The sequence below is a fragment of the Pseudoalteromonas sp. SG45-1 genome (assembly GCF_014164135.1).
Classification (GTDB): domain Bacteria; phylum Pseudomonadota; class Gammaproteobacteria; order Enterobacterales; family Alteromonadaceae; genus Pseudoalteromonas; species Pseudoalteromonas distincta.
This window is the reverse complement of record NZ_JACJEP010000025.1, coordinates 1-19687: the sequence shown is the minus strand read 5'-3', so window position 1 is coordinate 19687 and position 19687 is coordinate 1. Positions and strand designations below refer to the sequence as shown.

The window sequence follows — 19687 nt, the reverse complement described above, 5'->3', positions numbered from 1 at the left end:
TTAACAAAGGTAAATAGTAGTAGGTCATACTGGAGTTAGTTGTTTAGTTACTTTTTACAAACTTGCGATAGCAACTTATAAATTTCAAACGTGCAGTGCCCGAAAGACTCTGCTAAAGGGCAATTAAATTGTCGTTAGATTGAATGATTTTCAATCTTCAAAGGCCAGCACGGTCTGATGATCTTGTATCTATTACAAATTAAAAAGCCGTAGTATTACTACAGCGGCTTTTAAATTAGTGGGTCCGTAATAAATTTTCAAGGCATCAACTTAATACGAATAAGCCCTAAATTTGTTTATCTATTAAGTTTCTTATTTCACTAAGGGTGGTTTCTTTAACTATTTTACCGTCTTCAAATACGACTTCTAATAACCCTTTTGCCTCTTCTTGTTCAGTTACATCATCAAATAAGGTGAGCTCGTTATTTACTCTGTCTATTTTTAAGAGCCCTTTTGCCGACTTTTTCTTTGAGTCAGTTTTTGGGTCTTTAAAAATAGCCAAACGTTCACCAGCTTTAACTACGCTAGTTGCTTTTACAGCAGAGCCATGCGTATCACGTGTTACGTATTGGTAGCTGTAAGAGCCAATACCAAGCACTACTTTTGATGCAAACCCTTTATCCATGAGGCGTTGTAAAATTTGGCGCTGACGGATTAGTGTTATTGCGTCGCCGTAAATAGCGCCAATATGATCATCAAGCAGTTTATAACCTTTTGATGTTGTTGTACCGCCAAATATATCCCATAGGCATTCTATAAGTCCTTTAACTTCACATTCCATCAGTTCAATGGTGTTGTTATCTTCAAGTCCATAATATTGACCGTTAAAGCGATATGCCTCAAAGCCATTTAGAATAGCCTCTTTTTCAGCCTCTTTTTGTGTTTCAAATAACTCTTTGTAATCAGATACCGGTGAAACTTTGTAGCCCGTTAATACTTTAACAGGGTCGCCTGAGTCAGGGCGTATAACTAGGGTGCCATCGCGCGCCATTATTTCGCTTTTTAACTGAGGCAAGTAGTCAGTAACAAGTGTCCAAAAATCCCATGTGTCAGATACAACACTTAAAATCCCTTTTGGTGATTGCTCTTTCATTAAGTACTTAAAAAACTCTATTTCACCTTCCATAATCCATGAGCAGGTAACCGAGTGTTCAGTTGCATCAACAGAGCAGCCAACTAGCTCTTTATCTACATTTGCTCCGTAATATTTTTCTGCAAATAAAACAGCGGGAATGGTATCTGTGCCTACCAGCCCTGATGCTAGATGGCCAAAGCCACTCATTGCCGCAGCGTGTTTGCCAAACATACCTCTAAAGCTAAAGTCATGCCCTTGAAACGGCACAAATTCCATAGGCATTCCTGTTTTTTGTGCAAATTCTTTGAATACTTTTAAATATGCAACAGAAGTTGTAGTACTGGTTTGTATTGGCCAGTTTTCACAGCTCAATACTGTTTCAATCATATTTGTTAACCATTGAAAGCCAGCTTTAGTATTTACTATCGTCATAGGAGGTACTAAATAAGGGACTAGCGTTCCTTCCGGTAATGCTTTAATTTTTAATGGCAAGTAACCTAAATCGTGTAAGTCTTCTAAATACTTTACATCAACTGTATAGCCAAGCATTGAGCTCATAATACGTTTGTGATTAGCAACTGCGGTTTCTTTATCAGCTTTAAAAAACTCACTCCATTCTTCTAAAAGATAACTTTTAATAAAGTATTGAAGGCCAACAAACGCAACTTTATCGTTATTTTCTATATTGCTAAGTTTTCCGCTTCTTGATGTGAAGTTTGCATAAACCTCACTTACGTCAGGATGATAAGCGCGGCTATGGAATTCTTTATAAACATCTTTTTGCATACTTGCAGCTGTAATAGTCATGGTGTTTTCCTTACATCTCAATTATTTGTAAACTAATAGTGTTACTATTTTTAAACTCATTAGCCGGTTTAAACGAATCTGTTGTATAAATACGGTCTATCAGGCCCTCAAAAACATCAAGCCCCTTTGAAAAAATACCGTGAGTAATAAAAAGAGAAATTTCAACCGCGCCATTACTTTTTAGTACCTTGGCAAGTTCGATAAAGGTTCTTCCGCCGTCACAAATATCATCGGCAATAAGCACGCTTTTACCTTTAACATCGCCAATAATTTCGGTTTTAATTATTTCGCCTGTTTTTAAGTTTCTCACTTTTTGAGCTTGTATAACCTCAGGTACGCCATTGAACTTTTCTGAAATTTTAATGGTTTTTTTACTTGCTCCCGCATCTGGAGAGATGAGTGTTAATTCGCCTTGCAAGAGTCTTTGGCTTAGCTCTTCAGAGCGCTCAAGTAATGAAATTTGTTCAACATTGGTTACCTTATTAATTAAAGCTGGGGATACATCGCTATGGGCATCCCAAATAGTAACCTTTGAAAAATTTAAGCTATTAATAAAGTTAGCCATAACAGCAGCGCCTAAAGCTTCTCCTTCAACGCAAACACGGTCTTGGCGTGCATAAGGAAAGTAGGGAATAACAAGTTCGATAGGCGTGCTGTCATTTGTTAATCTTTTTAACGCATCTACAGCAATCATTAATCTAACCATTTTTGAAGAGGTGGTTAGTCGTTCAAAAATCTCTATTTTTATAGAGCCTGAAAAATTAGCGGCGTTAAATCTGATATGCTCTTCACCACCAGAAAAAGTGAAATTTTCATAATCAACTAACGATTTACTTCCTGTTGAGTCATAGCTAAATACTTTCATTTTTTGTCCTTTTAATGTTTGTGTCCTAGCGACACAATTAAATTATCAAATGTTCCTATAGTAATCAAGTTATTTTTTAAACTAACTAGCTGAACTTGTGTATTGTCTGTAATTTTACTGTAGGTTGAAATTGAGATGTGTTTAATCTATTGTGTCACTAAGACATTAACCTTGCATGGGTATGCAATGACTAATCATTACGATATTACCGAATACAAAAACCCATTATTTACAGTCGACAGTGTGTTATTTACTGTTAAGAATGACGCTCTAAAAGTACTGATGGTTAAGCGAGCGAACGAACCTTTTTCTGGTCGATGGGGACTACCAGGTGGGTTTGTCGACGTAGATATTGACGATAGCGTGAGTATGACTGCGCTTAGAAAACTTAAAGAAAAAACCAGTGTAGCGCCTCAATATTTAGAGCAGTTACAAACATATTCTGGCATTAATCGAGATCCGAGAGGGTTTAGTGTCACTTTGGTGTACTTTGCATTAATTGCAGAGGCGCAAGTATCAACCCACATAGAAACAGTTGATGATGCGAAGTGGATTGATGTTGAACAAGTTAATGATTTACCAGTGGCTTTTGATCACAAGTATATTATTGAACAAGCTAAAGCGCGTTTAAAACAAAAAGCGTTGTACTCAATGGCGCCGGTTTATTGTTTGCCAGAGCATTTTACCGTAGGGCAATTTAAGTCAGTCATTGAAACCATTATAGGTAAACCTGTTCAGCGTAAAAGTATAATTAGACGTATTGAAGCTGCTGACATGTTTGAAACACTGGGTGAAAAAGTTAAATCTGGCGGGCGCTTAGCGCAGTTATATAAAGTAAAAGCCGGTGTTGATATTGTAAACTTTGAACGTAATTTAAGTGTCTAGTAAATTAAATAAACGCTCTTAAAGTAATCATAAGAGCGCTTTTTTACTTCAGGTAAGTGCTATTAAAGTAAGTTCTTAAGCTATTGAAGTTATTCAGATGAAGTTATTCAGAGCTATCTGCAGTAATAAAGCCTTTTAGAAACTCACTTAACGTTTCAGCCTCGTAAATGGCACTTTGTTCATCTGCGCCAAATGATATTACTTGACCTGATGTGCCTTTGGTATTTGGTGCAAAATCCAATGCTATAAAATTCCCTCCTCCCAGATTAAAAAATGGCACCCAATAAGGGGTAAAATACATAGGTAAGGTTTTTACATTGTTTTCACTATCGGTGTCGCATAACTCTTCTTGAGTCCATTCATTATAAATAGACTGCCAGTCGCGCCACTCTTTTAAAATGCGTTGAGCATCCATAAATGCTGTATTTTCGACACCATTATGTAGTGTCAAAAACGATTTTAGTATAGCTGGGAATGCAAAGCCGGCTTCGTTTTCAAATTCAGCATAAATAGCGTCGTTGTTTTTGGGCTCAATAACATTGAGGTTATTTTGTTTTACCAACGCTTTAAAATATTGTTCAATTAGTTCAAAGTTATCAGATGCATTAAGCTCAATAAATGGCGTTAAAAAGTCCGCTTTTTCTTTGGTTAACTTTTCAGCAATAAAGCTGTTTGGAACTTGGCTACAAATAAACTCTCCCATACCTTTATGAGTGAGTTCTTTTTCGTTGTTAAAAAGGGAGCGACTTGAGCTGCTATTACTTGTAAACGTATATACTTTAGGTGTTGAGGCATCGTCATTAATTGAGCTAAACCACTGATTAAATAGAGGCGTTGCTTCTACTTGCATGGTTAAAATTTTTTTGTCCTGTAAAAAAGCAATACCATACGCTTTTTCTGACGTTGGATCTGGGGTAATAATGAGTAACTTTAACGTACTCTTTGCTGTTAGATTATATATTTCTTTAAAAATAGCTTCGCTAAAAATATCCATAGCATCAAAGCCATCTAAATTTTCAAACCCTGGCAGTGTATTTATTTTTATTAAATCAAAGTTAAAATCAACCCAATTATTTTCTTTTAAATTTTCAGTGTAAGTTATTATGTTTTTCATTTTATAAAGTCCATTTTAAAGGTGACACACTCACCGCTACATTACATATTTTTTGTCATGAAACAGGGGGGAGTGAAGAATAGTTATTGGAGGTAACAACGTTTATCTAAAAAACCTAGATATTTTAACATTGTATTTAGGGTTTATTTAGTCCTGGGCTTTAAATAGTTATACATTCTTTCAAATGTTAATGGTTGCCTAATTGTTAAGCGGTTGATCACGCTAATGTCATAAAACGCTTGCCGCTAACCCTATTGTTTGTATAATGCTTGGCATAGAGACGAAGGCACATAAATAATCCTTAGCTCTAAAGTGGTTTTTCTTTATCTTCTCGTGTTTAGAAGGTTAAAGAAAAATGACGCCAGCGTGATGAAATTGGTAGACATGGGGGATTCAAAATCCCCTTCCGAAAGGAGTGGCGGTTCGAGTCCGCCCGCTGGTACCACTTTTTATAACCCCAACCAAATTGGTTGGGGTTTTTTTATGCCTAAGATTAATGGTCATAGTTATATTTTTAGGTATCAAGCTACTAAATTTAGAAGTCGCCCAAGAGTTGGGTAGTAAATATGAAGCAAAGGAAGAGTAATGAAAAAAGTAATTGGTTTGTTGGTTGGTGCAATGGCTTTATCTGGTTGTACTCACCGTATTGGTGATTTTACAATTGCCTCTACAAAAAATATGAATCATACAAATAGCAATCACAAAGTTGATTATGACACACGTGTGGTTGGTAAGGATGTTAAACATACTGTTTTAATTTTCCCAACAGGAATATCTAACATGAAAGAGGCTATGGATAATGCTATCGAGCAAACGCCTTCGGCGGTGGGTCTTTCAAATGTTACCGTTAAAGTTGTGCAGTGGTATATCCCATTAATTTATGGACAGTCTTACTTTGAAGTTGAAGGTAATCCAATCTATGAGGTGGATAATACGAAAACTAAGTAGTTTTTAGTTTTAAATAGCTGCCAACGGTAGCTATTTAACTATCAATTTCTAACATGCATTTGATTAAGGTATGATAGTAATTAATAGATTACTCTAAAATAAATAATAATCATGACCCAATTAACTGCCAAACAGAACATTCAATCGATTGTTAAAGCAATTAAGGCAGAGGAAGCATTACTTCGTCAAAAATACCCATTACTTGCACATCAAAATACCTTAGGGTTAGTTATTTTATTGCTATCGCTTAGCGCATTAATTGGTGTTGGTGCTTTATATTATTTAGCCCTAATACCTGCTTGGGTATGTATAGTACTTGCGGCTATTGCTGCGTCTATTTCCCATGAGTTAGAGCACGACCTTATACATAAACAATACTTTAGTAACCAGCCTTTCATGCATAACTTTATGATGTTAGCAGTATGGTTAATGCGGCCAAATACTATTAGCCCATGGTACCGACGTAAAATGCATTTACACCATCACAAAACCTCAGGCACACAACAAGACCTAGAAGAACGCTTGGTGGGAAACGGTATTAAAAATCCATTTTTACGTGCGCTAGTTATTGTAGATGGGTTATTAGGGTTAGTTATTTCTACTAAACGTTTTAGAAAAGAAATTAATGGCTTTAGTTTTTCGAGTGTTTTTAATGCGGGATTTCCGATAGCGACTGCGTATTTTGCTGTTTTATATAGCGTTATTATATTTCATATCGTTGATTTATTTATACCACTTTCGCTAAATTCACCTAATTGGTTGTTAAGTACAATGGATGTGTTTGAATTTTTAATGGTTGTGCTCATTGTGCCTAATATTATTCGTTCAAGCTCGCTTAATTTTGTTACCTCAAGCATGCATTACTATGGCGGCGTTAATAATATGCTTGAACAAACTCATGTCCTAACGAGTCGTTTATTTATGCCGTTTCACTTGTTTTGTTTTAACTTTGGTAAAACGCATACCATTCATCATTTTGTGCCAAATCAGCCGTTTTATTTACGCCAAATGCTAAGTAAAAAAATACTTAGAGTAATGGCGCAGCACAACGTGCGCTTTAATGATTTTGACAGCATTAAAAATGCGAATGCATATAAATAATTACCCCCAACATAAGGGGAGGTTCTACATTGCTATTCTTATTTTATAGTTTGAATAGCGATTATGTACCAAGCCCATTACCCGTGAATTTACTCTATCCATCGCAACGTTTATTAAGCCCAACTGTCCGCGCTTTGGTGGACTATTTAGTGCCATTTTTAAATCAACAAAAGCAAAAGTGGTAGGCTTAATTAGCGCTAAAACTTTAAACTAAAAATAGATAAAACCAGTGAAAAGTGAAGTGGCCCTTCATAGTTGAGCATCTAGCTTAAATGGGATTGATTATTGTAGAGCCTTCAGTAATAGTGGTTATAGAGCAAACTAATTATGTTCTCAATAATACATAAGGGCTCGTGCTCATCAATATTATAAAACCAATAAATATAATAAGGACAAACAGGATGAAAAAATCACTAATTTCAATAGCGTTGGGCTTTGCTGCCCTTAGTGCGTTTAATGCCAATGCAAACATTGATCAGCAAGTTAAAAAGATAGAGCAACAGGTTATTGATTGGCGACGTGATTTTCATCAAAACCCTGAGCTTGGAAATCGCGAAACCCGCACAGCAGGTATTGTCGCTAAGCACTTAAAGTCGCTGGGTATGGAAGTACAAACAGGGATTGCTTATACAGGTGTTGTGGGGCTATTAAAAGGTGCAAAGCCAGGCCCGACAGTAATGCTACGCGCAGATATGGACGCGCTGCCAGTTACTGAAAAAGCAGATGTTGATTTTAAATCAACTAGAACCACTAATTACCGTGGTGTAGATGTAGGTATAATGCATGCTTGTGGGCACGACACGCACGTGGCCATGCTAATGGGCGCTGCACAAGTGCTTGCAAACATGAAAGATGAGCTACACGGTAATATTATGTTTGTATTTCAGCCTGCAGAAGAAGGCGCACCAGAGGGGGAAGAGGGGGGCGCTGAGTTAATGCTTAAAGAAGGCATATTTAAACAATACAAACCAGAAGCTGCTTTTGGGTTACACATAACATCTAGTTTGCACAGCGGTAAAATTGGTTATCGAAGTGGCCCAGCTATGGCCAGTGCAGACCGATTTGAAATAACAGTACATGGCAAGCAGGCACACGGCTCTGCACCGTGGACTGGGGTTGACCCCATTGCCGCAGCTGCGCAAATAGTAACAGGCGTAAATCATATTGTTAGTCGCCAAATCAACATTACCAAAGAGCCTGCTATTGTCTCGTTTGGTAAGATAGCGGGTGGGGTGCGTAATAATATTATTCCTGAAGAAGTCGAAATGGTAGGCACAATTCGTAACTTTGATATGGATAACCGAGCACAAATATTTGAAAAAATAAAAACCACAGCCACGCACATTGCTAAATCGTCAGGTGCTACTGCAGAGGTACACATTCACGAAGGTTATCCGGTAACGATTAATAACCCAAAGTTAACTGCGCAAATGTTACCTAGCCTTAAAAAAGCAGCAGGTAATGAAAACGTAGTTGAAATGGGAAAAATAACCGGCGCAGAAGACTTTTCGTTTTACGCATTAGAAGTGCCGAGTGTATTTGTATTTTTAGGCGGCACACCAAGTGAGCAAGATTTAAATACAGTGGCTAGTAATCACTCACCTTATTTTTATGCCGACGAATCATCGTTTAAAGTAGGCACTAAGGCGCTTAGCCTGTTAGCTGTTGATTATTTAAACGCACATAAAAGATAGCTTAAACACACCACGTTACGCTATTAGCTTAACGTGGTATTGCTGTTTTATTTAAAACATCGCATCATGTTTGTAGCACTTGCTCAATTTTGAAAAAATCACTCTCAAAAATTAAAAACCTAACCGAATATACAAATGAACCGGCGAGCAATTTTTTATATTTTAAAAATAATGAATCGATATTGCCGGTCTTATATCTCGATTCAATCTTCATAAGCATTAAGGATTTAAATAATGGAAATTACTGGAAGCTGTTACTGTGGTGAAATTAAATACCAAGCAAAGTCTCAAAATAACAACGCACTTGTTTGCCATTGTAGCGATTGCCAACGTATGTCGAGCGGCCCATTTAGAGCAGTCATAATTGCAGAGCCAAATTCGGTAGTATTTACCCAAGGTGAGCCAAAAGAGTTTGTTAAAACAGCGCAAAGTGGTAACAAGCGTGCGCAAGGTTTTTGTGGCACATGTGGTACAACACTTTATGCAACTAACGAAGCTAAAGCTGACCGTGTATATGGCTTGCGTATTGGTGCGGTTGATCAGCGTGATCAGTTTACGCCAACAGCACAAATTTGGGCTAAATCAACATTGAGCTGGTTGAGCGGCTTACACGAAGTACCTGCGTTTGATACAACCCCACAAAACTAGTTATTTGGGGTTATCAGTATTACTTTTTTAGTAAGCGGTTTGAAATTTATTTAACCAAATGACTGTCTACTTATAAGTCAGTCATTTGGAGAATAATATGTGTAGTTCACCTAAAAGCAGCCGAGCAGTGAAAAAAACAGCCATTAGTTTTAATGATGAGCTTACTCAAGAGCAGCGCTTGCGTTTTACTGCAAAAGCTAATTTAGCACAAGAGCGCCGTGAACAGCGCGAAGTAACGAATAAACGCTATGAGCAAAAGCACGCGAGTAGTAAACCTTCGTCTGGTTTATTTTCGTGGTTACAGCAGCTAGTTAGCTGATTTAGCTAAAGTGGTGTTTTTACCACTGCCCAAACCACATAAAGCACACAGTACTCCGGCAATAGCGCACAACCACAATGGCGCACTCCAACTGTCTGTTGTAGTGTGTAATGCACCAGCTAGCATAGGACCAATAGCCGCGAGCAAATAACCTACGCTTTGCGACATACCTGAAAGCGACGCTGCTTGTTGCGAATCGTCAGTTCGTAAACTAATAAACGACAGCCCCAATATAAAACATGCCCCAGAGCAAAAGCCCAGCATTAGGGTCCAAACAAAAGCAAAGCTAGGCATGTAAAGCAGCCCCAATGCACTGAGTGCACTCAACATGGCTAAAATAAAGCTAAGCGCGCTTTGATCTTTTAATTTGGCAAGTAACGGAATTAATATTAAACCCGGTAATGCAGTCGCTATTTGAAAAGCACCATGATAAGCACCTGCTTGGGTAGCTGAGTGACCAGTTTCGGTTAATATGCTTGGTAACCACGTAATAATTATATAATTTAAAAACGAGTTTAAGCCCAGCAGTAGGGTAATTTGCCATGCTAGTAAATAACGCCATACACTTTTTGACGTGTCGGTGTGTTGAGCAATACTCGCGGGTTTTGTGTGCTTACTTAATTGCGACATCCATACAATAATACTCGCCAAAGTAATAAGAGCTGATGAGCCCAGCGCAAGTTGCCATCCTAATCCGTTTAACTGACTAAGCGGAAATACCAAAGTAGAAAACCCACCCGATACCACGCCCATAGTAAGCACGTAGGCTGAGGTCATTAACGCAACCTTTGCAGGGAAGTCGCGCTTAATTAAACTTGGTAATAATACGTTTGCGATGGCAATGCCCACACCAATAATAGCGGTGCCTACAAAAAGCATGGCTGAGGTATTTATTACCCGCGCTGCAACCCCTGCAAGTATAAATAACAAAGCCACAAACAAGGTGCGCTCTAACCCTTGCTTTTTAGCAAGAGTTGCCGCCATTGGCGATGCAACCGCAAAGGCTATGAGTGGCAGTGTTGTTAAAAAACCAGCTTGCGATGCGCTAAGCCCAAAGTGATTAATAATTTGTTCAAGCACAGGTGCAATACCTGTAAATGTGGCGCGTAAATTTGCGGCAATAAGTAATATGCCAAGCACAAGTAATATGCCAGCAAAGCGTGATTTAGGTGTGTTATTTAACAAAAGGGAAGACCATTAAAGCTAATACTTAATGGGCGCTAGTATAAAGGCTTAGTAAAAACTATAATTTAGAGATAATGACATTAAATAACTAAAAACAGACAAAACTATGTTTGATGCAATTGGTTGGGACGACATTAAAAATTTTGAAACTATGGCGCAGCCCATAATAGCCAAAATAGAGCATGCCCATGCAAGTCACGAAATACCACTACATACCCATCCAAAAGGGCAATTAATTTTAGCGCTGCATGGGTATGTAACGTGTGAAGTATCGGCCAAAATGTGGATGGTGCCCACGCACAGTGCAATTTGGATCCCAGCACAAAAGGTGCATAGCAATAGGGCGTCTGATAACGCGCAGCTTTGTCATTTATTTATTGATAGTAGTAAAAACGGTATGCCGCTAAATACCTGTACGTTAGCTATTACGCCGTTGGTTAAAGAGCTAATGTGTGAGTTGGCTGGGCATAATCAGCACTATACTTTAAATAGTAAAACAGCGCGTTTAGCGCAGGTGTTATTTGATCAACTTATTGATATGCCCGTACAACCACTGGATTTTGTATTATCTAAAAACGAGGTAATTCAAACCATGAGCGATCAGCTTATAAACAAGCCAAACAACCGAAAAACACTACCACAATGGGCTAAGCAGTTTGCATTAACTGAGCGCACATTAGCGCGGTTAATTAAAAAAGAAACCGGTATGACATTTGGAAAATGGCGTACGCAATTGCATATAATTACAGCCTTAAAAGCGCTTTCTGATAAGCAAAGTGTGCAGCAGGTGTCGGAGTTATTAGGGTATGAGTCGGTGAGTGCATTTATTACTATGTTTAAAAAGGTAATGAAAAAGTCGCCCATGAAATACATGAGCGATTTAAATCAGCTTAGCCTTTAAATAAGCATTACCACGTATAAGTTGCCGAAAACATCGCGTTACGAGGCCTACCCGGGAAGTATCTGTCGCCGGTAAAACTGGTGTAATCGGCGCGCTCTGCATAGGCCTCATCAGTTAAGTTAATAATACGAGCAAGTAGCTCAAGATTACTAGTAACTTGCCACTGTGCGCGTAGGCTTAAAACATCATGCCCTTGGTATTTATTTAAGTTTTCTGGGTCGGTGTAGTAGTTACCAACGCGGTGCCACTGCAAAGCAAATTGCGCGTTGTTTAATGCCTGCCATGTTAAATCGAGATTAGCAATATTACGCGGCGCGGTATCTATGTCGTTGCCGTTTATATTTAAACCGTTAAGTATTTGGTTGTTAGTGTAAGTATGCTTTGCGTGAGTGCCAGCAAAGTTAAGCGCAAGCGACTTAGTGAGCTGGTAGTCAAGCTCAAGCTCAATACCACGATGGCGAGAGCTGCCATTATTTACCGTAAAAAAGTCACTATCGCGGTAAATCGTATTGTGTTTACTCATAGCGTAAAGTGACACGCCATAACGTAGTTTTTCGTAAATCCCTTTAATACCAAGCTCTGCGTTATTTGCTATTTCGGCGCTTAAATTTGCAGTAGTTTGCTCGCGTTGTAATTGGTATAGCTCAGCCGCTTGTGGCGCTCTGTAACCGCGAGAAAAGTTTGCATAAAGCGTGTTATTTTTATTGTACTGATAACTAACCCCAAGCTTTGGCGATAGATTACTAAAACTATTTTTAGCACTCGCTGGGCGGCTGTATCGGCAGCCACCAAAGTCGCATTCTGTACCATCGTCTTTTGTTCTACCTGCTAGCATATTATTGGTGTAGTCGTACTGCATATGCTCGTAGCGAACACCGGCAGTAAGTAACCACTTATTTAATTGCCAATCAACCGATGCAAAAGGGGCATAAAGTGTGGCGTTTACATCGTAATCGTAATGCTTACCTTGTGGCACTGTAGCCACTAAAAATGCAGAGCCTTGAGTGGGCTCGTTTTGGCTTTGAGTAAAATCGGCTTGCGTGTATTCGCCATCAAGCCCTAGGTTTACTTTTACATTACGTTGTAAATTATATTGATAAAGCGATTGTACGCCAAAACCTGTTTGGCTGTTTTTTTCAAGCGGTGTGCCGGGTAAAAAGTGCTTAAAAAAGTCCATGCTTTGGTCACGAAAATATAACGTAGTAGAGAGCACATCATTGTTATTTAATTGCCATGTTGCATTGCTCCATGCTCTAAATGCGCGTGCTTTTCTAAATGCGTCTGGGTCAAAGTTTTTTTGCGCGAGGTCTTCGTTTTTATAGCTTTCAAAGCCTGTAATAAATCCAGCCGTTTGCTGATCAAGATTTGTATAAGTAAGGCCTGAGGAAAGTAATAAATTATTATTTGAATAGCGATGGCGAATATTTACTTTTTGTTGCTCTACGCTTTCGTCGTCGCGGTAACCGCTATCGTCGGTAACACTTGCGTTAATGCCGATACCGCTGTTGCCGTAATCTTGCCCTGCGCGTAATTTGTAGCGAGTATAACCGTACGAGCCATAATCTAAACCAACTAAGCCACCGCCTTGTGTGGTGTCGGGCGTTATTACATTAATAACACCATGCACAGCGTTTGAGCCATAAAGTGCAGAGCCAGGGCCTTTTAGTACTTCAATGCGCTGCGCCATTTCGCTGTGCGCCTCAAATAGCTCGTTTATGTTACAAAACCCAGCGGCTCTCAGTGGTATGCCATCCTCCAAAGTCAATATGCCACCACAAGCGCCAGCGCCCGAAAGTACGGGGGAGCGAAGTGCGGGTAAATATTCTTGGCCATTTCCGCGTTGAATATTAGCTCCTGCTACACGTTGCAGGGCTTCTTCAATATGGGTAGGCGCTATGCTATTTAGCTGCGCTTCGCTGAGTGTACTTATTGATAAAGGCATTGGGGTCGATAGCGCTTCAATACGTGATGCCGTAGTTGTTATGGTTTCTATTGCATCGTCGTTTTGATTATTGGCAAACGCAGTGTGGCTAAAGGGTAATATCAGCGGCAAAAAATAAGGTTTCATACATTCCTTGAAAGTAATCTATATTGCATTGCCTCTATAATATGCGGTTTTAATATGCATTTAAACTTGTTGCGTTAAAGCGTACGTAACCTATAAACCCGATACGTAATTGATAAAACAAAACAAGCCACAGCAGGAAATACCAAAGCCAGCACTAAGTAATGCTTAAATAAAACGTAGCCGGTTATACCGCCTAGTAAAAAGCCTGCAATAATGAGTAAAAACATAACGCCTTTACGGGTATCAAATTGCTCACCTTTAAGCGCTTTACCTAGCATTAAACCAAGGTCAGTAAAAATACCGGTTAAATGTGTCGTACGTATAACAGCACCACTGTAATTAGTTGCTAGCGCATTTTGTAACCCACACGCAGCAGACGTTAAAACAATGCCGTAAACGAATGTGTTTTTGAGTAAATAAGCACTCGCAAGCAGTAGCAATCCTTCAATAAAAAGCAAAGTGTCGTAATGACGACCAAGTTTTAATGAGCCACCAGAGAGCAAAAAGCCCGACAGTGCCGAACCCAACATAAAGCTAACAATTATTGAAAGTAACAATAAGGCAGTACTGGGATTAGTTATTGCTTTAATACCAAGTAAAGTAACAGAGCCAGATACATGCGAAATAGCCTGGTGCTCAAATCCTAATAAGCCTACAGCGTTTACTATGCCCGCTATAAATGCGAGCGTAAACGCGCCATATTCAACCCACTTTGGTAGTTTTGTAAACATTGGTTATCTCTTAACGTGTACAGTGTTAATTATTGAGTTTGTGCTTTAAAGCGCTTTATTTGCTCATCAACTAATTTTGTATCTATTACGCCACGCTTAAAAGCAATGTAAGTAGGAAACGTAAACTCATTGAACTGCCTAGCGTATACGTTTTGATATTCCTTTGAGTACCACAAACCTGCTTGATAGTTAGTTATTGCGTATTCAACGCGTTTTTTTTCTAGCAGCTCAAAAGTGTCTTTAGTTGAAAGTGAGCGAAGTAGATTACTCTCATCAAGTTTATACTTTTTAGCAATAACCTCAGGCACAGCAACACCGCGTAGCATTGCTATTGGGGTATTTGATAAATCGTCAGTGAGCAGTTTATCTTTGTTTAAAGCAAATAAACCATACTTAGTAGTATGCAAGGGCACGCTTGTAAAATCTAAATACTTTGCTCGTTCCTCTGTATTGGCCAAAGAGAAATAGCAGTCGTAGTAGCCCAGCGCCATTTCTTTTTTAACGCGCGCCCATGGAAGATGAATTACGTCAATCTTAAGATTCAAATTACGCTCAATAAAGGTTAAGTATTCAATATCTAAACCTGTGAACGTATCGCTTTTCTCATCAAATATAGTAAAAGGCGGGTAGTGAGTTGTTACGCAGCGCAAAGTCTTACTTGGCGCTGCAAGCAATAATGAAGGTAAAGTTAAAGCTAAAAACAGAAATATTGCGCGCATAAATAAAAATTCGATATCTTTTAAAATACATAAATTGAACGCCAATTATACAGTTACTGAGCTTAATTGCATTGATCTAAGTATTTTTACCTAGCGTATAAGTTAAATTTTGTGAGATATACCATGTTTAACGCAGAGCAGCAGTCACGCATTATCGAAATGGCGTGGGAAGATAGAACCCCTTTTGAGGCAATAGAGCAGTTATACGGATTAAAATACCCGCAGCTGGTGGTATTTATGCGCGAACATATTTCAAAAGGCAGTTTTAAAGTGTGGCGTAAACGCCATGCTGGTCGTAAAACAAAACACTTAAAATTACGCGATCCCGCTATTATGCGAAGCCACTGTAAAACACAATATAAACAACGTTAAATAAGTGTAAGTTGTTTCATATGATGTTCAGCCGTGTTTGTTAACCTTTAGCTATAAATTACGCTAGAGATTATTTATGAGAGCACTAATAGCATTGGCTTTATGTTCAATAAGCGCAGACGCAAAACCGCATAAAGATAAGCATGGTCATAAACACGGCCATAATAAGCATCATTCACATAAACACAACGACAATGACTACCAAGAGGCTAAGCAGTTAATTCGCGCAGGTTGGACGCCACCAGGGCTAAGTAAAAGCTACCACAGAGGCGACTATTTAGATCGTGATTTATATAAACGAGGTAGAGTGATTGAACGCTCTAGAGATAATGGTACAGTGAGTATAGAAATAGACCGTACAGTTATCCATATGGTGCACGACACCCGAGAAATACTTTCAATTTTAAGTCGCTAAATTAACTTTATAAGGATATTAAAATGCTTATTGCGCTGGCTATAATTATTGGATTTTTTTTACTGGTTACCTTGTTGCCTATGTCGTACAGCCAGCATTACTTAGTGCGTAGCTGCGACTTTGTGCGCTTGCAAGTATTTTATATTGCCAGTTTTGTAGCCGTTACATCGCTGTTTTTATTATGGCAAAGTAGCGCAATAGGCTACGTGTTTATAGCCTTAACCTCATTACTTATAATGATTTTACAAGGTAAATGGATTTACCCGTATACGTGGCTTGCTAAAAAAGAAGTGCAAAGCGCACCAAAGCATATAGACCACAGCGTACGAATTATGTCGGCAAATGTACTGATGTCGAACCATAAAAGCGAGCAGCTAATTAGCCTTGTAGATGAGCACCAACCCGACCTACTTATTACGCTTGAGAGCGATAGCTGGTGGGAAAATAAATTATCAGTCATTAAAAAAAATTACCCATATTACATAGAATGCCCTAAAGATAATCGTTATGGCATGCACTTATACAGCAAGTTTAAAATACTCGATGCACAAATATGTGAGCTAATAGAAGAAGATATTCCCTCAATTCATATTTTGTTTGAAAACGATGAAGGCCTGCAAATGCAAGGGCACTTTATTCACCCCGCACCACCAAGCCCGACCGAAGAAGACTCATCACGTCCGCGCGACTCAGAGCTAATAATGGTGGCTAAAGCACTTAAAAACCCAACACGACCTACCATAGTTGCCGGTGATTTAAACGACGTAGCATGGTCGCGTAGCACCCGTTTGTTTATGCAAATAAGTGGCTTTTTAGACCCTCGAAAAGGCCGTGGTTTTTATAACACCTTTCATGCAAGTTACTTTTTTATGCGTTGGCCGCTCGATCACTTATTTCACAGCGAAGGCTTTAAAGTAAAGCGTATTAAGCGCTTAGCTAAGTATGGCTCTGATCACTTTGCACTCCTTACTGAGCTTTCTTACGAAAACGCTAATCAGCAATCATTGGAAGATAAATCCGATGAGCTTAAGCAAGAAGAAATTCAAGAGCTTGCTATGACTAAAGCTGATAAGCGAAAGGTGCCGAGGTTTGAGGAAAAGTTATAGCTATTAGGCAGTGTAGGTCGGATAAGCGAAGCGCCATCCGACACAGTAAAATACCTTGCCAGTTATAATCATTATTTATGTTGTCGAGTGGTAGGAGAGTGCCAATTGCAAACAGTGGTAACGCAAAGCTAAGAGGCTGGCAATAGCCTGTCCTTACTTGAGCGTATTGTTATGACCGTAATTATCACTCACGTAATCACTTTTAAAACTACCATCAATAGTTAAAGATTTGCTAAAAGTACTTTTCGCAGCCTCGCTATCTCCTTTCGATAAATAGGCGAATGCCAAACTGTCGTAGGCCTGCGGTGCATTGGGAAACAATGAAACTAAATATTCGAACATATCAAATGCCTCGGTCCATGATTTTGTATTAAGTAGTTCCATTCCTACTTCATTAATTGTTCTGCCGATGAATCGACTGTAACCATTGTTGTTATAAACCTGTTTGAAGTGTTTATAGAATTGTTGTTTTCCATTTGATTGGTAGTACTTAAAGGCAAAGTTTTTTTCCAATTGTCTAATTGGTTGATACTCACCATTTTTGATGTAAGAGTGTATTCGACCAGAAATGCGTTCGGCAACTAAGTGATCAGTGTTTGCCAGAACAACTATTTCATAGCTAGTGTCCAAATCTACTTCCGCGGCTGCACTGACGCCCAGACCACCTCCATATGCGCCCCAATGGGAGCCGTCCATTGCAAATAAATGGCGATTAATCGCGTCTGAGTTCTTTAATAACTTATTGCTATAGAATAACGCTCGATAAAATCGTTGCACATCCACAACAGTCGATTCAATGCCGCCATCGGGACTAGGGTGTTCAATAATACCGACCTTCCTCAAATTGCCATTGTACTGGAATGTATATCGGACTGACTGATATTCATGAGAATTAACCGGCCTGAAGGTCGTTGAAGACATCTCAACCCGATTGAAGATATTGTTTTTGAGTAGTTCTTCGAAAGGCTTTCCAGTTACTTTCTCAAGAATCACTCCTAATACCACATACCCATAATTTGAATATTTTCGATCAGTCCCAGGTGTATATAAAAGGGGGCTTTTTATCAATATCTTTATTTTCTTGTTTAGAGTATCAAATGCAAGTTGATTCTGACGATATTCAGCCACAAAGATATCAGCAAAGCCTGCACTATGATTTAGTAGGTGCTCAATCGTGATTTTATCAGCATCGGGTTGTTTGAACCCCAACTCGAAGCTAACTAGTTTATCACTTAACTTTAACTTGCCAGCCTCAACCTGTTGCAAGATCATGACCTTGGTAAAGTCTTTCATGATGGAGCCAAGATTAAAGCGACTTTGAATGCTGTTCTTTATTTTTTCTTCGACATTCTGAAAGCCATAAGATGACGCAAACTCCACCTCATTATCTTTAGTTATCAGTAATGCGCCGGAAAACCAGCCCATCTGCTGGTATTGCATGGCGATGCTGTCTGCAATCGTTGCGAGACTAATAGATTTATCTTGCTTTATATCCTCACTGTCCAAAGCCAGTGAAGAACTGGCAAAGAATAAAAGAAAGATTAAAACTAAATTTCGAACCATTTGGCGGAATCCTTTCTGTCATAACGCTTTGCTAAGGGGCAATTGACTGTTGGCTAAACTTGCGCGAAGCGCCAAGCCAACTGTTAATTGTCCCAGTGAGTTTACGAACGAACTTGAGCAACTTGTTATAAGCCATTAGTTGCCACTCTTTGCCCGCAATGGATACAAACAATTGAACCAGAAAACCAGCGCCAAACAACTTTATCCCAGCTACCACTTGATGCTGGATGAGGCTTTTTAAAACCTTGAACAGTTAAACATTTATCGCAATGTGGGCAACGGTTAAAAAATGCCAAAACAATATGAATTAAAACTGTGCAAAAGAATGCCCCAAACAAATAAACTAAATGACTAGCACTAGCGTTAGGTTCAGAAAACATTTTCCCATAAGCCAGAGATACAAAGAAAACTATTAAAAGTGTCCACGCTGCAAACACGCTTAACACATCAAGTTTTCCAATTATCGATTTCATCACCGAACTTCCTTTGGCTTATAACTTTTAAATAAGGGGCGCAGGCATGTGGGCTAAAATCCGAACGAAGTGAGCAGCCCACATGTTTGTGTCCCAGCCCGCGCAGCGGGCGAACTTAATTTTTTTGTTATACGTTTGATTGAACAAAAAACTGCCTCATGCCAGTGCTATAGAACACATAGTACGCCCAAACAGCTATTATTGCCCCACCTATCACAACCCCAGTAAAAGAATAAAAAGACATGAAGGCAATAATAGCTGCCCAGTATAAAAAAGTACCAACGCGGCCAGCCCAGTGTTTATTCACTGAAGCAAAGCAAATTGCAATGATTAGTATGCTAAATAACAGAAAGCCGGGGGCCATACCTGTTAACCAAAATTCTTGGTAAGTAAGGCTGCGGCCATTCAACGAATACTCTCCGTTTGGCCAAGGCCAGAAAGCAAAAAGCAGCATCAGTGAATATGTAATTGAGTTGAGCATATGCTGAAACCGGAATAACTTTGGCATCCCTTTCGTTTCTTTGAATACTCTCATGAATTTATTAAAAATCATCCTTGATGCCTGTTCGACGTATAACACTTTAGTATTTATGCGACACGCAGTTTGTGTTGCATAATCGCTTGTTGGACTGAGGCGCTACCTGCTCGGTGTGTCAGAGTTGGTGTTGTTTATGCTATGGGAATTTGCTTTTTAGAGG

General features: G+C 39.1%; 20 protein-coding genes and 1 tRNA gene. 11 read left to right on the top strand and 10 right to left on the bottom strand.

Annotated features, from left to right (window positions below; all coding sequences use genetic code 11):
• Positions 1 to 286: 286 nt before the first annotated feature.
• Together H5117_RS16905 and prs are read right to left on the bottom strand one after the other, a co-directional pair.
• Positions 287 to 1882 (bottom strand): nicotinate phosphoribosyltransferase, encoded by a 1596-nt coding sequence (locus H5117_RS16905; RefSeq protein ID WP_182738725.1) that lies wholly within the window; start codon positions 1880 to 1882, stop codon positions 287 to 289.
• Positions 1883 to 1892: 10 nt separating this feature from the next.
• Positions 1893 to 2747 carry a ribose-phosphate diphosphokinase gene (gene prs / locus H5117_RS16900; protein ID WP_182696551.1) on the bottom strand — a complete coding sequence of 285 codons (855 nt, stop codon included), beginning with the start codon at positions 2745 to 2747 and terminating at the stop codon, positions 1893 to 1895.
• 186 nt (positions 2748 to 2933) lie between these two features.
• Here prs and H5117_RS16895 point away from each other — a divergent pair, with 186 nt between their 5' ends.
• Positions 2934 to 3632 (top strand): NUDIX domain-containing protein, encoded by a 699-nt coding sequence (locus H5117_RS16895; RefSeq protein ID WP_182693191.1) that lies wholly within the window; start codon positions 2934 to 2936, stop codon positions 3630 to 3632.
• A gap of 103 nt (positions 3633 to 3735) precedes the next feature.
• On the opposite strand, the gene H5117_RS16890 is transcribed toward H5117_RS16895, so the two are convergent.
• Positions 3736 to 4746 (bottom strand): SMI1/KNR4 family protein, encoded by a 1011-nt coding sequence (locus H5117_RS16890; protein ID WP_182738724.1) that lies wholly within the window; start codon positions 4744 to 4746, stop codon positions 3736 to 3738.
• A gap of 360 nt (positions 4747 to 5106) precedes the next feature.
• Between H5117_RS16890 and H5117_RS16885 the strand changes: the two genes are divergently transcribed.
• The 6 genes from H5117_RS16885 to H5117_RS16860 all read left to right on the top strand — a co-directional run bounded on the left by H5117_RS16885 (position 5107) and on the right by H5117_RS16860 (position 9456).
• Positions 5107 to 5191: transfer RNA gene (locus H5117_RS16885), tRNA-Leu, on the top strand.
• A 140-nt stretch (positions 5192 to 5331) separates the two neighbouring features.
• Entirely contained in the window at positions 5332 to 5694 is a 363-nt protein-coding gene (locus H5117_RS16880; RefSeq protein WP_007581481.1) for a hypothetical protein, read from the top strand.
• Positions 5695 to 5805: 111 nt separating this feature from the next.
• A complete protein-coding gene (locus H5117_RS16875) occupies positions 5806 to 6795 on the top strand; it encodes a fatty acid desaturase (RefSeq protein WP_182738723.1) in 990 nt (329 codons plus the stop codon).
• A gap of 401 nt (positions 6796 to 7196) precedes the next feature.
• On the top strand, positions 7197 to 8489 hold the full coding sequence (locus tag H5117_RS16870) for an amidohydrolase (RefSeq protein ID WP_182738722.1): 1293 nt from the start codon (positions 7197 to 7199) through the stop codon (positions 8487 to 8489).
• A gap of 234 nt (positions 8490 to 8723) precedes the next feature.
• Positions 8724 to 9137 carry a GFA family protein gene (locus H5117_RS16865; protein ID WP_007377055.1) on the top strand — a complete coding sequence of 138 codons (414 nt, stop codon included), beginning with the start codon at positions 8724 to 8726 and terminating at the stop codon, positions 9135 to 9137.
• 97 nt (positions 9138 to 9234) lie between these two features.
• Positions 9235 to 9456: a hypothetical protein gene (locus tag H5117_RS16860; RefSeq protein ID WP_154903460.1), complete on the top strand. Its 222-nt coding sequence runs from the start codon at positions 9235 to 9237 to the stop codon at positions 9454 to 9456.
• Here H5117_RS16860 and H5117_RS16855 read toward each other — a convergent pair.
• Positions 9445 to 10641, bottom strand: a complete 1197-nt coding sequence (locus H5117_RS16855) for an MFS transporter (RefSeq protein WP_182738721.1) — start codon at positions 10639 to 10641, stop codon at positions 9445 to 9447. The two genes, H5117_RS16860 and H5117_RS16855, sit on opposite strands and share 12 nt — an antisense overlap.
• A gap of 106 nt (positions 10642 to 10747) precedes the next feature.
• On the opposite strand from H5117_RS16855, the gene H5117_RS16850 reads away from it, so the two are divergent.
• Complete coding sequence (locus tag H5117_RS16850; protein WP_154903462.1) at positions 10748 to 11542, top strand: helix-turn-helix domain-containing protein; 795 nt, start codon at positions 10748 to 10750, stop codon at positions 11540 to 11542.
• 7 nt (positions 11543 to 11549) lie between these two features.
• Here H5117_RS16850 and H5117_RS16845 read toward each other — a convergent pair whose 3' ends face one another.
• The 3 genes from H5117_RS16845 to H5117_RS16835 all read right to left on the bottom strand — a co-directional run bounded on the left by H5117_RS16845 (position 11550) and on the right by H5117_RS16835 (position 15060).
• The gene (locus H5117_RS16845) at positions 11550 to 13610 is read right to left on the bottom strand and encodes a TonB-dependent receptor (protein ID WP_182738720.1); all 2061 of its coding nucleotides are present in this window, start codon (positions 13608 to 13610) and stop codon (positions 11550 to 11552) included.
• A 74-nt stretch (positions 13611 to 13684) separates the two neighbouring features.
• Entirely contained in the window at positions 13685 to 14341 is a 657-nt protein-coding gene (locus H5117_RS16840; protein ID WP_165725609.1) for a YoaK family protein, read from the bottom strand.
• A gap of 29 nt (positions 14342 to 14370) precedes the next feature.
• Positions 14371 to 15060: an ABC transporter substrate-binding protein gene (locus tag H5117_RS16835; RefSeq protein WP_182732775.1), complete on the bottom strand. Its 690-nt coding sequence runs from the start codon at positions 15058 to 15060 to the stop codon at positions 14371 to 14373.
• Positions 15061 to 15183: 123 nt separating this feature from the next.
• On the opposite strand from H5117_RS16835, the gene H5117_RS16830 reads away from it, so the two are divergent.
• From H5117_RS16830 to H5117_RS16820, 3 genes are all read left to right on the top strand, one after another.
• Positions 15184 to 15432, top strand: a complete 249-nt coding sequence (locus tag H5117_RS16830) for a TIGR03643 family protein (RefSeq protein WP_024595124.1) — start codon at positions 15184 to 15186, stop codon at positions 15430 to 15432.
• Positions 15433 to 15508: 76 nt separating this feature from the next.
• Entirely contained in the window at positions 15509 to 15847 is a 339-nt protein-coding gene (locus tag H5117_RS16825) for a hypothetical protein (protein WP_182738719.1), read from the top strand.
• Between the two features lie 23 nt (positions 15848 to 15870).
• On the top strand, positions 15871 to 16953 hold the full coding sequence (locus tag H5117_RS16820; protein ID WP_182738718.1) for an endonuclease/exonuclease/phosphatase family protein: 1083 nt from the start codon (positions 15871 to 15873) through the stop codon (positions 16951 to 16953).
• A gap of 153 nt (positions 16954 to 17106) precedes the next feature.
• Here the strand turns inward: H5117_RS16820 and H5117_RS16815 are convergent, their stop codons facing one another.
• From H5117_RS16815 to H5117_RS16805, 3 genes are all read right to left on the bottom strand, one after another.
• Positions 17107 to 18516 carry a serine hydrolase domain-containing protein gene (locus tag H5117_RS16815; RefSeq protein WP_182738717.1) on the bottom strand — a complete coding sequence of 470 codons (1410 nt, stop codon included), beginning with the start codon at positions 18514 to 18516 and terminating at the stop codon, positions 17107 to 17109.
• 125 nt (positions 18517 to 18641) lie between these two features.
• Positions 18642 to 18989 (bottom strand): hypothetical protein, encoded by a 348-nt coding sequence (locus H5117_RS16810; RefSeq protein ID WP_024597877.1) that lies wholly within the window; start codon positions 18987 to 18989, stop codon positions 18642 to 18644.
• Positions 18990 to 19116: 127 nt separating this feature from the next.
• Complete coding sequence (locus H5117_RS16805) at positions 19117 to 19542, bottom strand: hypothetical protein (protein ID WP_182738716.1); 426 nt, start codon at positions 19540 to 19542, stop codon at positions 19117 to 19119.
• Between the last annotated feature and the right edge of the window lie 145 nt (positions 19543 to 19687).

Bases quoted from the DNA above. Each gene is read 5' to 3' on its own strand.
- H5117_RS16905 (WP_182738725.1), bottom strand. From the start codon at position 1,882: ATGACTATTACAGCTGCAAGTATGCAAAAAGATGTTTATAAAGAATTC.
- prs (WP_182696551.1), bottom strand. From the start codon at position 2,747: ATGAAAGTATTTAGCTATGACTCAACAGGAAGTAAATCGTTAGTTGAT.
- H5117_RS16895 (WP_182693191.1), top strand. From the start codon at position 2,934: ATGACTAATCATTACGATATTACCGAATACAAAAACCCATTATTTACA.
- H5117_RS16890 (WP_182738724.1), bottom strand. From the start codon at position 4,746: ATGAAAAACATAATAACTTACACTGAAAATTTAAAAGAAAATAATTGG.
- H5117_RS16880 (WP_007581481.1), top strand. From the start codon at position 5,332: ATGAAAAAAGTAATTGGTTTGTTGGTTGGTGCAATGGCTTTATCTGGT.
- H5117_RS16875 (WP_182738723.1), top strand. From the start codon at position 5,806: ATGACCCAATTAACTGCCAAACAGAACATTCAATCGATTGTTAAAGCA.
- H5117_RS16870 (WP_182738722.1), top strand. From the start codon at position 7,197: ATGAAAAAATCACTAATTTCAATAGCGTTGGGCTTTGCTGCCCTTAGT.
- H5117_RS16865 (WP_007377055.1), top strand. From the start codon at position 8,724: ATGGAAATTACTGGAAGCTGTTACTGTGGTGAAATTAAATACCAAGCA.
- H5117_RS16860 (WP_154903460.1), top strand. From the start codon at position 9,235: ATGTGTAGTTCACCTAAAAGCAGCCGAGCAGTGAAAAAAACAGCCATT.
- H5117_RS16850 (WP_154903462.1), top strand. From the start codon at position 10,748: ATGTTTGATGCAATTGGTTGGGACGACATTAAAAATTTTGAAACTATG.
- H5117_RS16845 (WP_182738720.1), bottom strand. From the start codon at position 13,610: ATGAAACCTTATTTTTTGCCGCTGATATTACCCTTTAGCCACACTGCG.
- H5117_RS16840 (WP_165725609.1), bottom strand. From the start codon at position 14,341: ATGTTTACAAAACTACCAAAGTGGGTTGAATATGGCGCGTTTACGCTC.
- H5117_RS16835 (WP_182732775.1), bottom strand. From the start codon at position 15,060: ATGCGCGCAATATTTCTGTTTTTAGCTTTAACTTTACCTTCATTATTG.
- H5117_RS16830 (WP_024595124.1), top strand. From the start codon at position 15,184: ATGTTTAACGCAGAGCAGCAGTCACGCATTATCGAAATGGCGTGGGAA.
- H5117_RS16825 (WP_182738719.1), top strand. From the start codon at position 15,509: ATGAGAGCACTAATAGCATTGGCTTTATGTTCAATAAGCGCAGACGCA.
- H5117_RS16820 (WP_182738718.1), top strand. From the start codon at position 15,871: ATGCTTATTGCGCTGGCTATAATTATTGGATTTTTTTTACTGGTTACC.
- H5117_RS16815 (WP_182738717.1), bottom strand. From the start codon at position 18,516: ATGGTTCGAAATTTAGTTTTAATCTTTCTTTTATTCTTTGCCAGTTCT.
- H5117_RS16810 (WP_024597877.1), bottom strand. From the start codon at position 18,989: ATGAAATCGATAATTGGAAAACTTGATGTGTTAAGCGTGTTTGCAGCG.
- H5117_RS16805 (WP_182738716.1), bottom strand. From the start codon at position 19,542: ATGATTTTTAATAAATTCATGAGAGTATTCAAAGAAACGAAAGGGATG.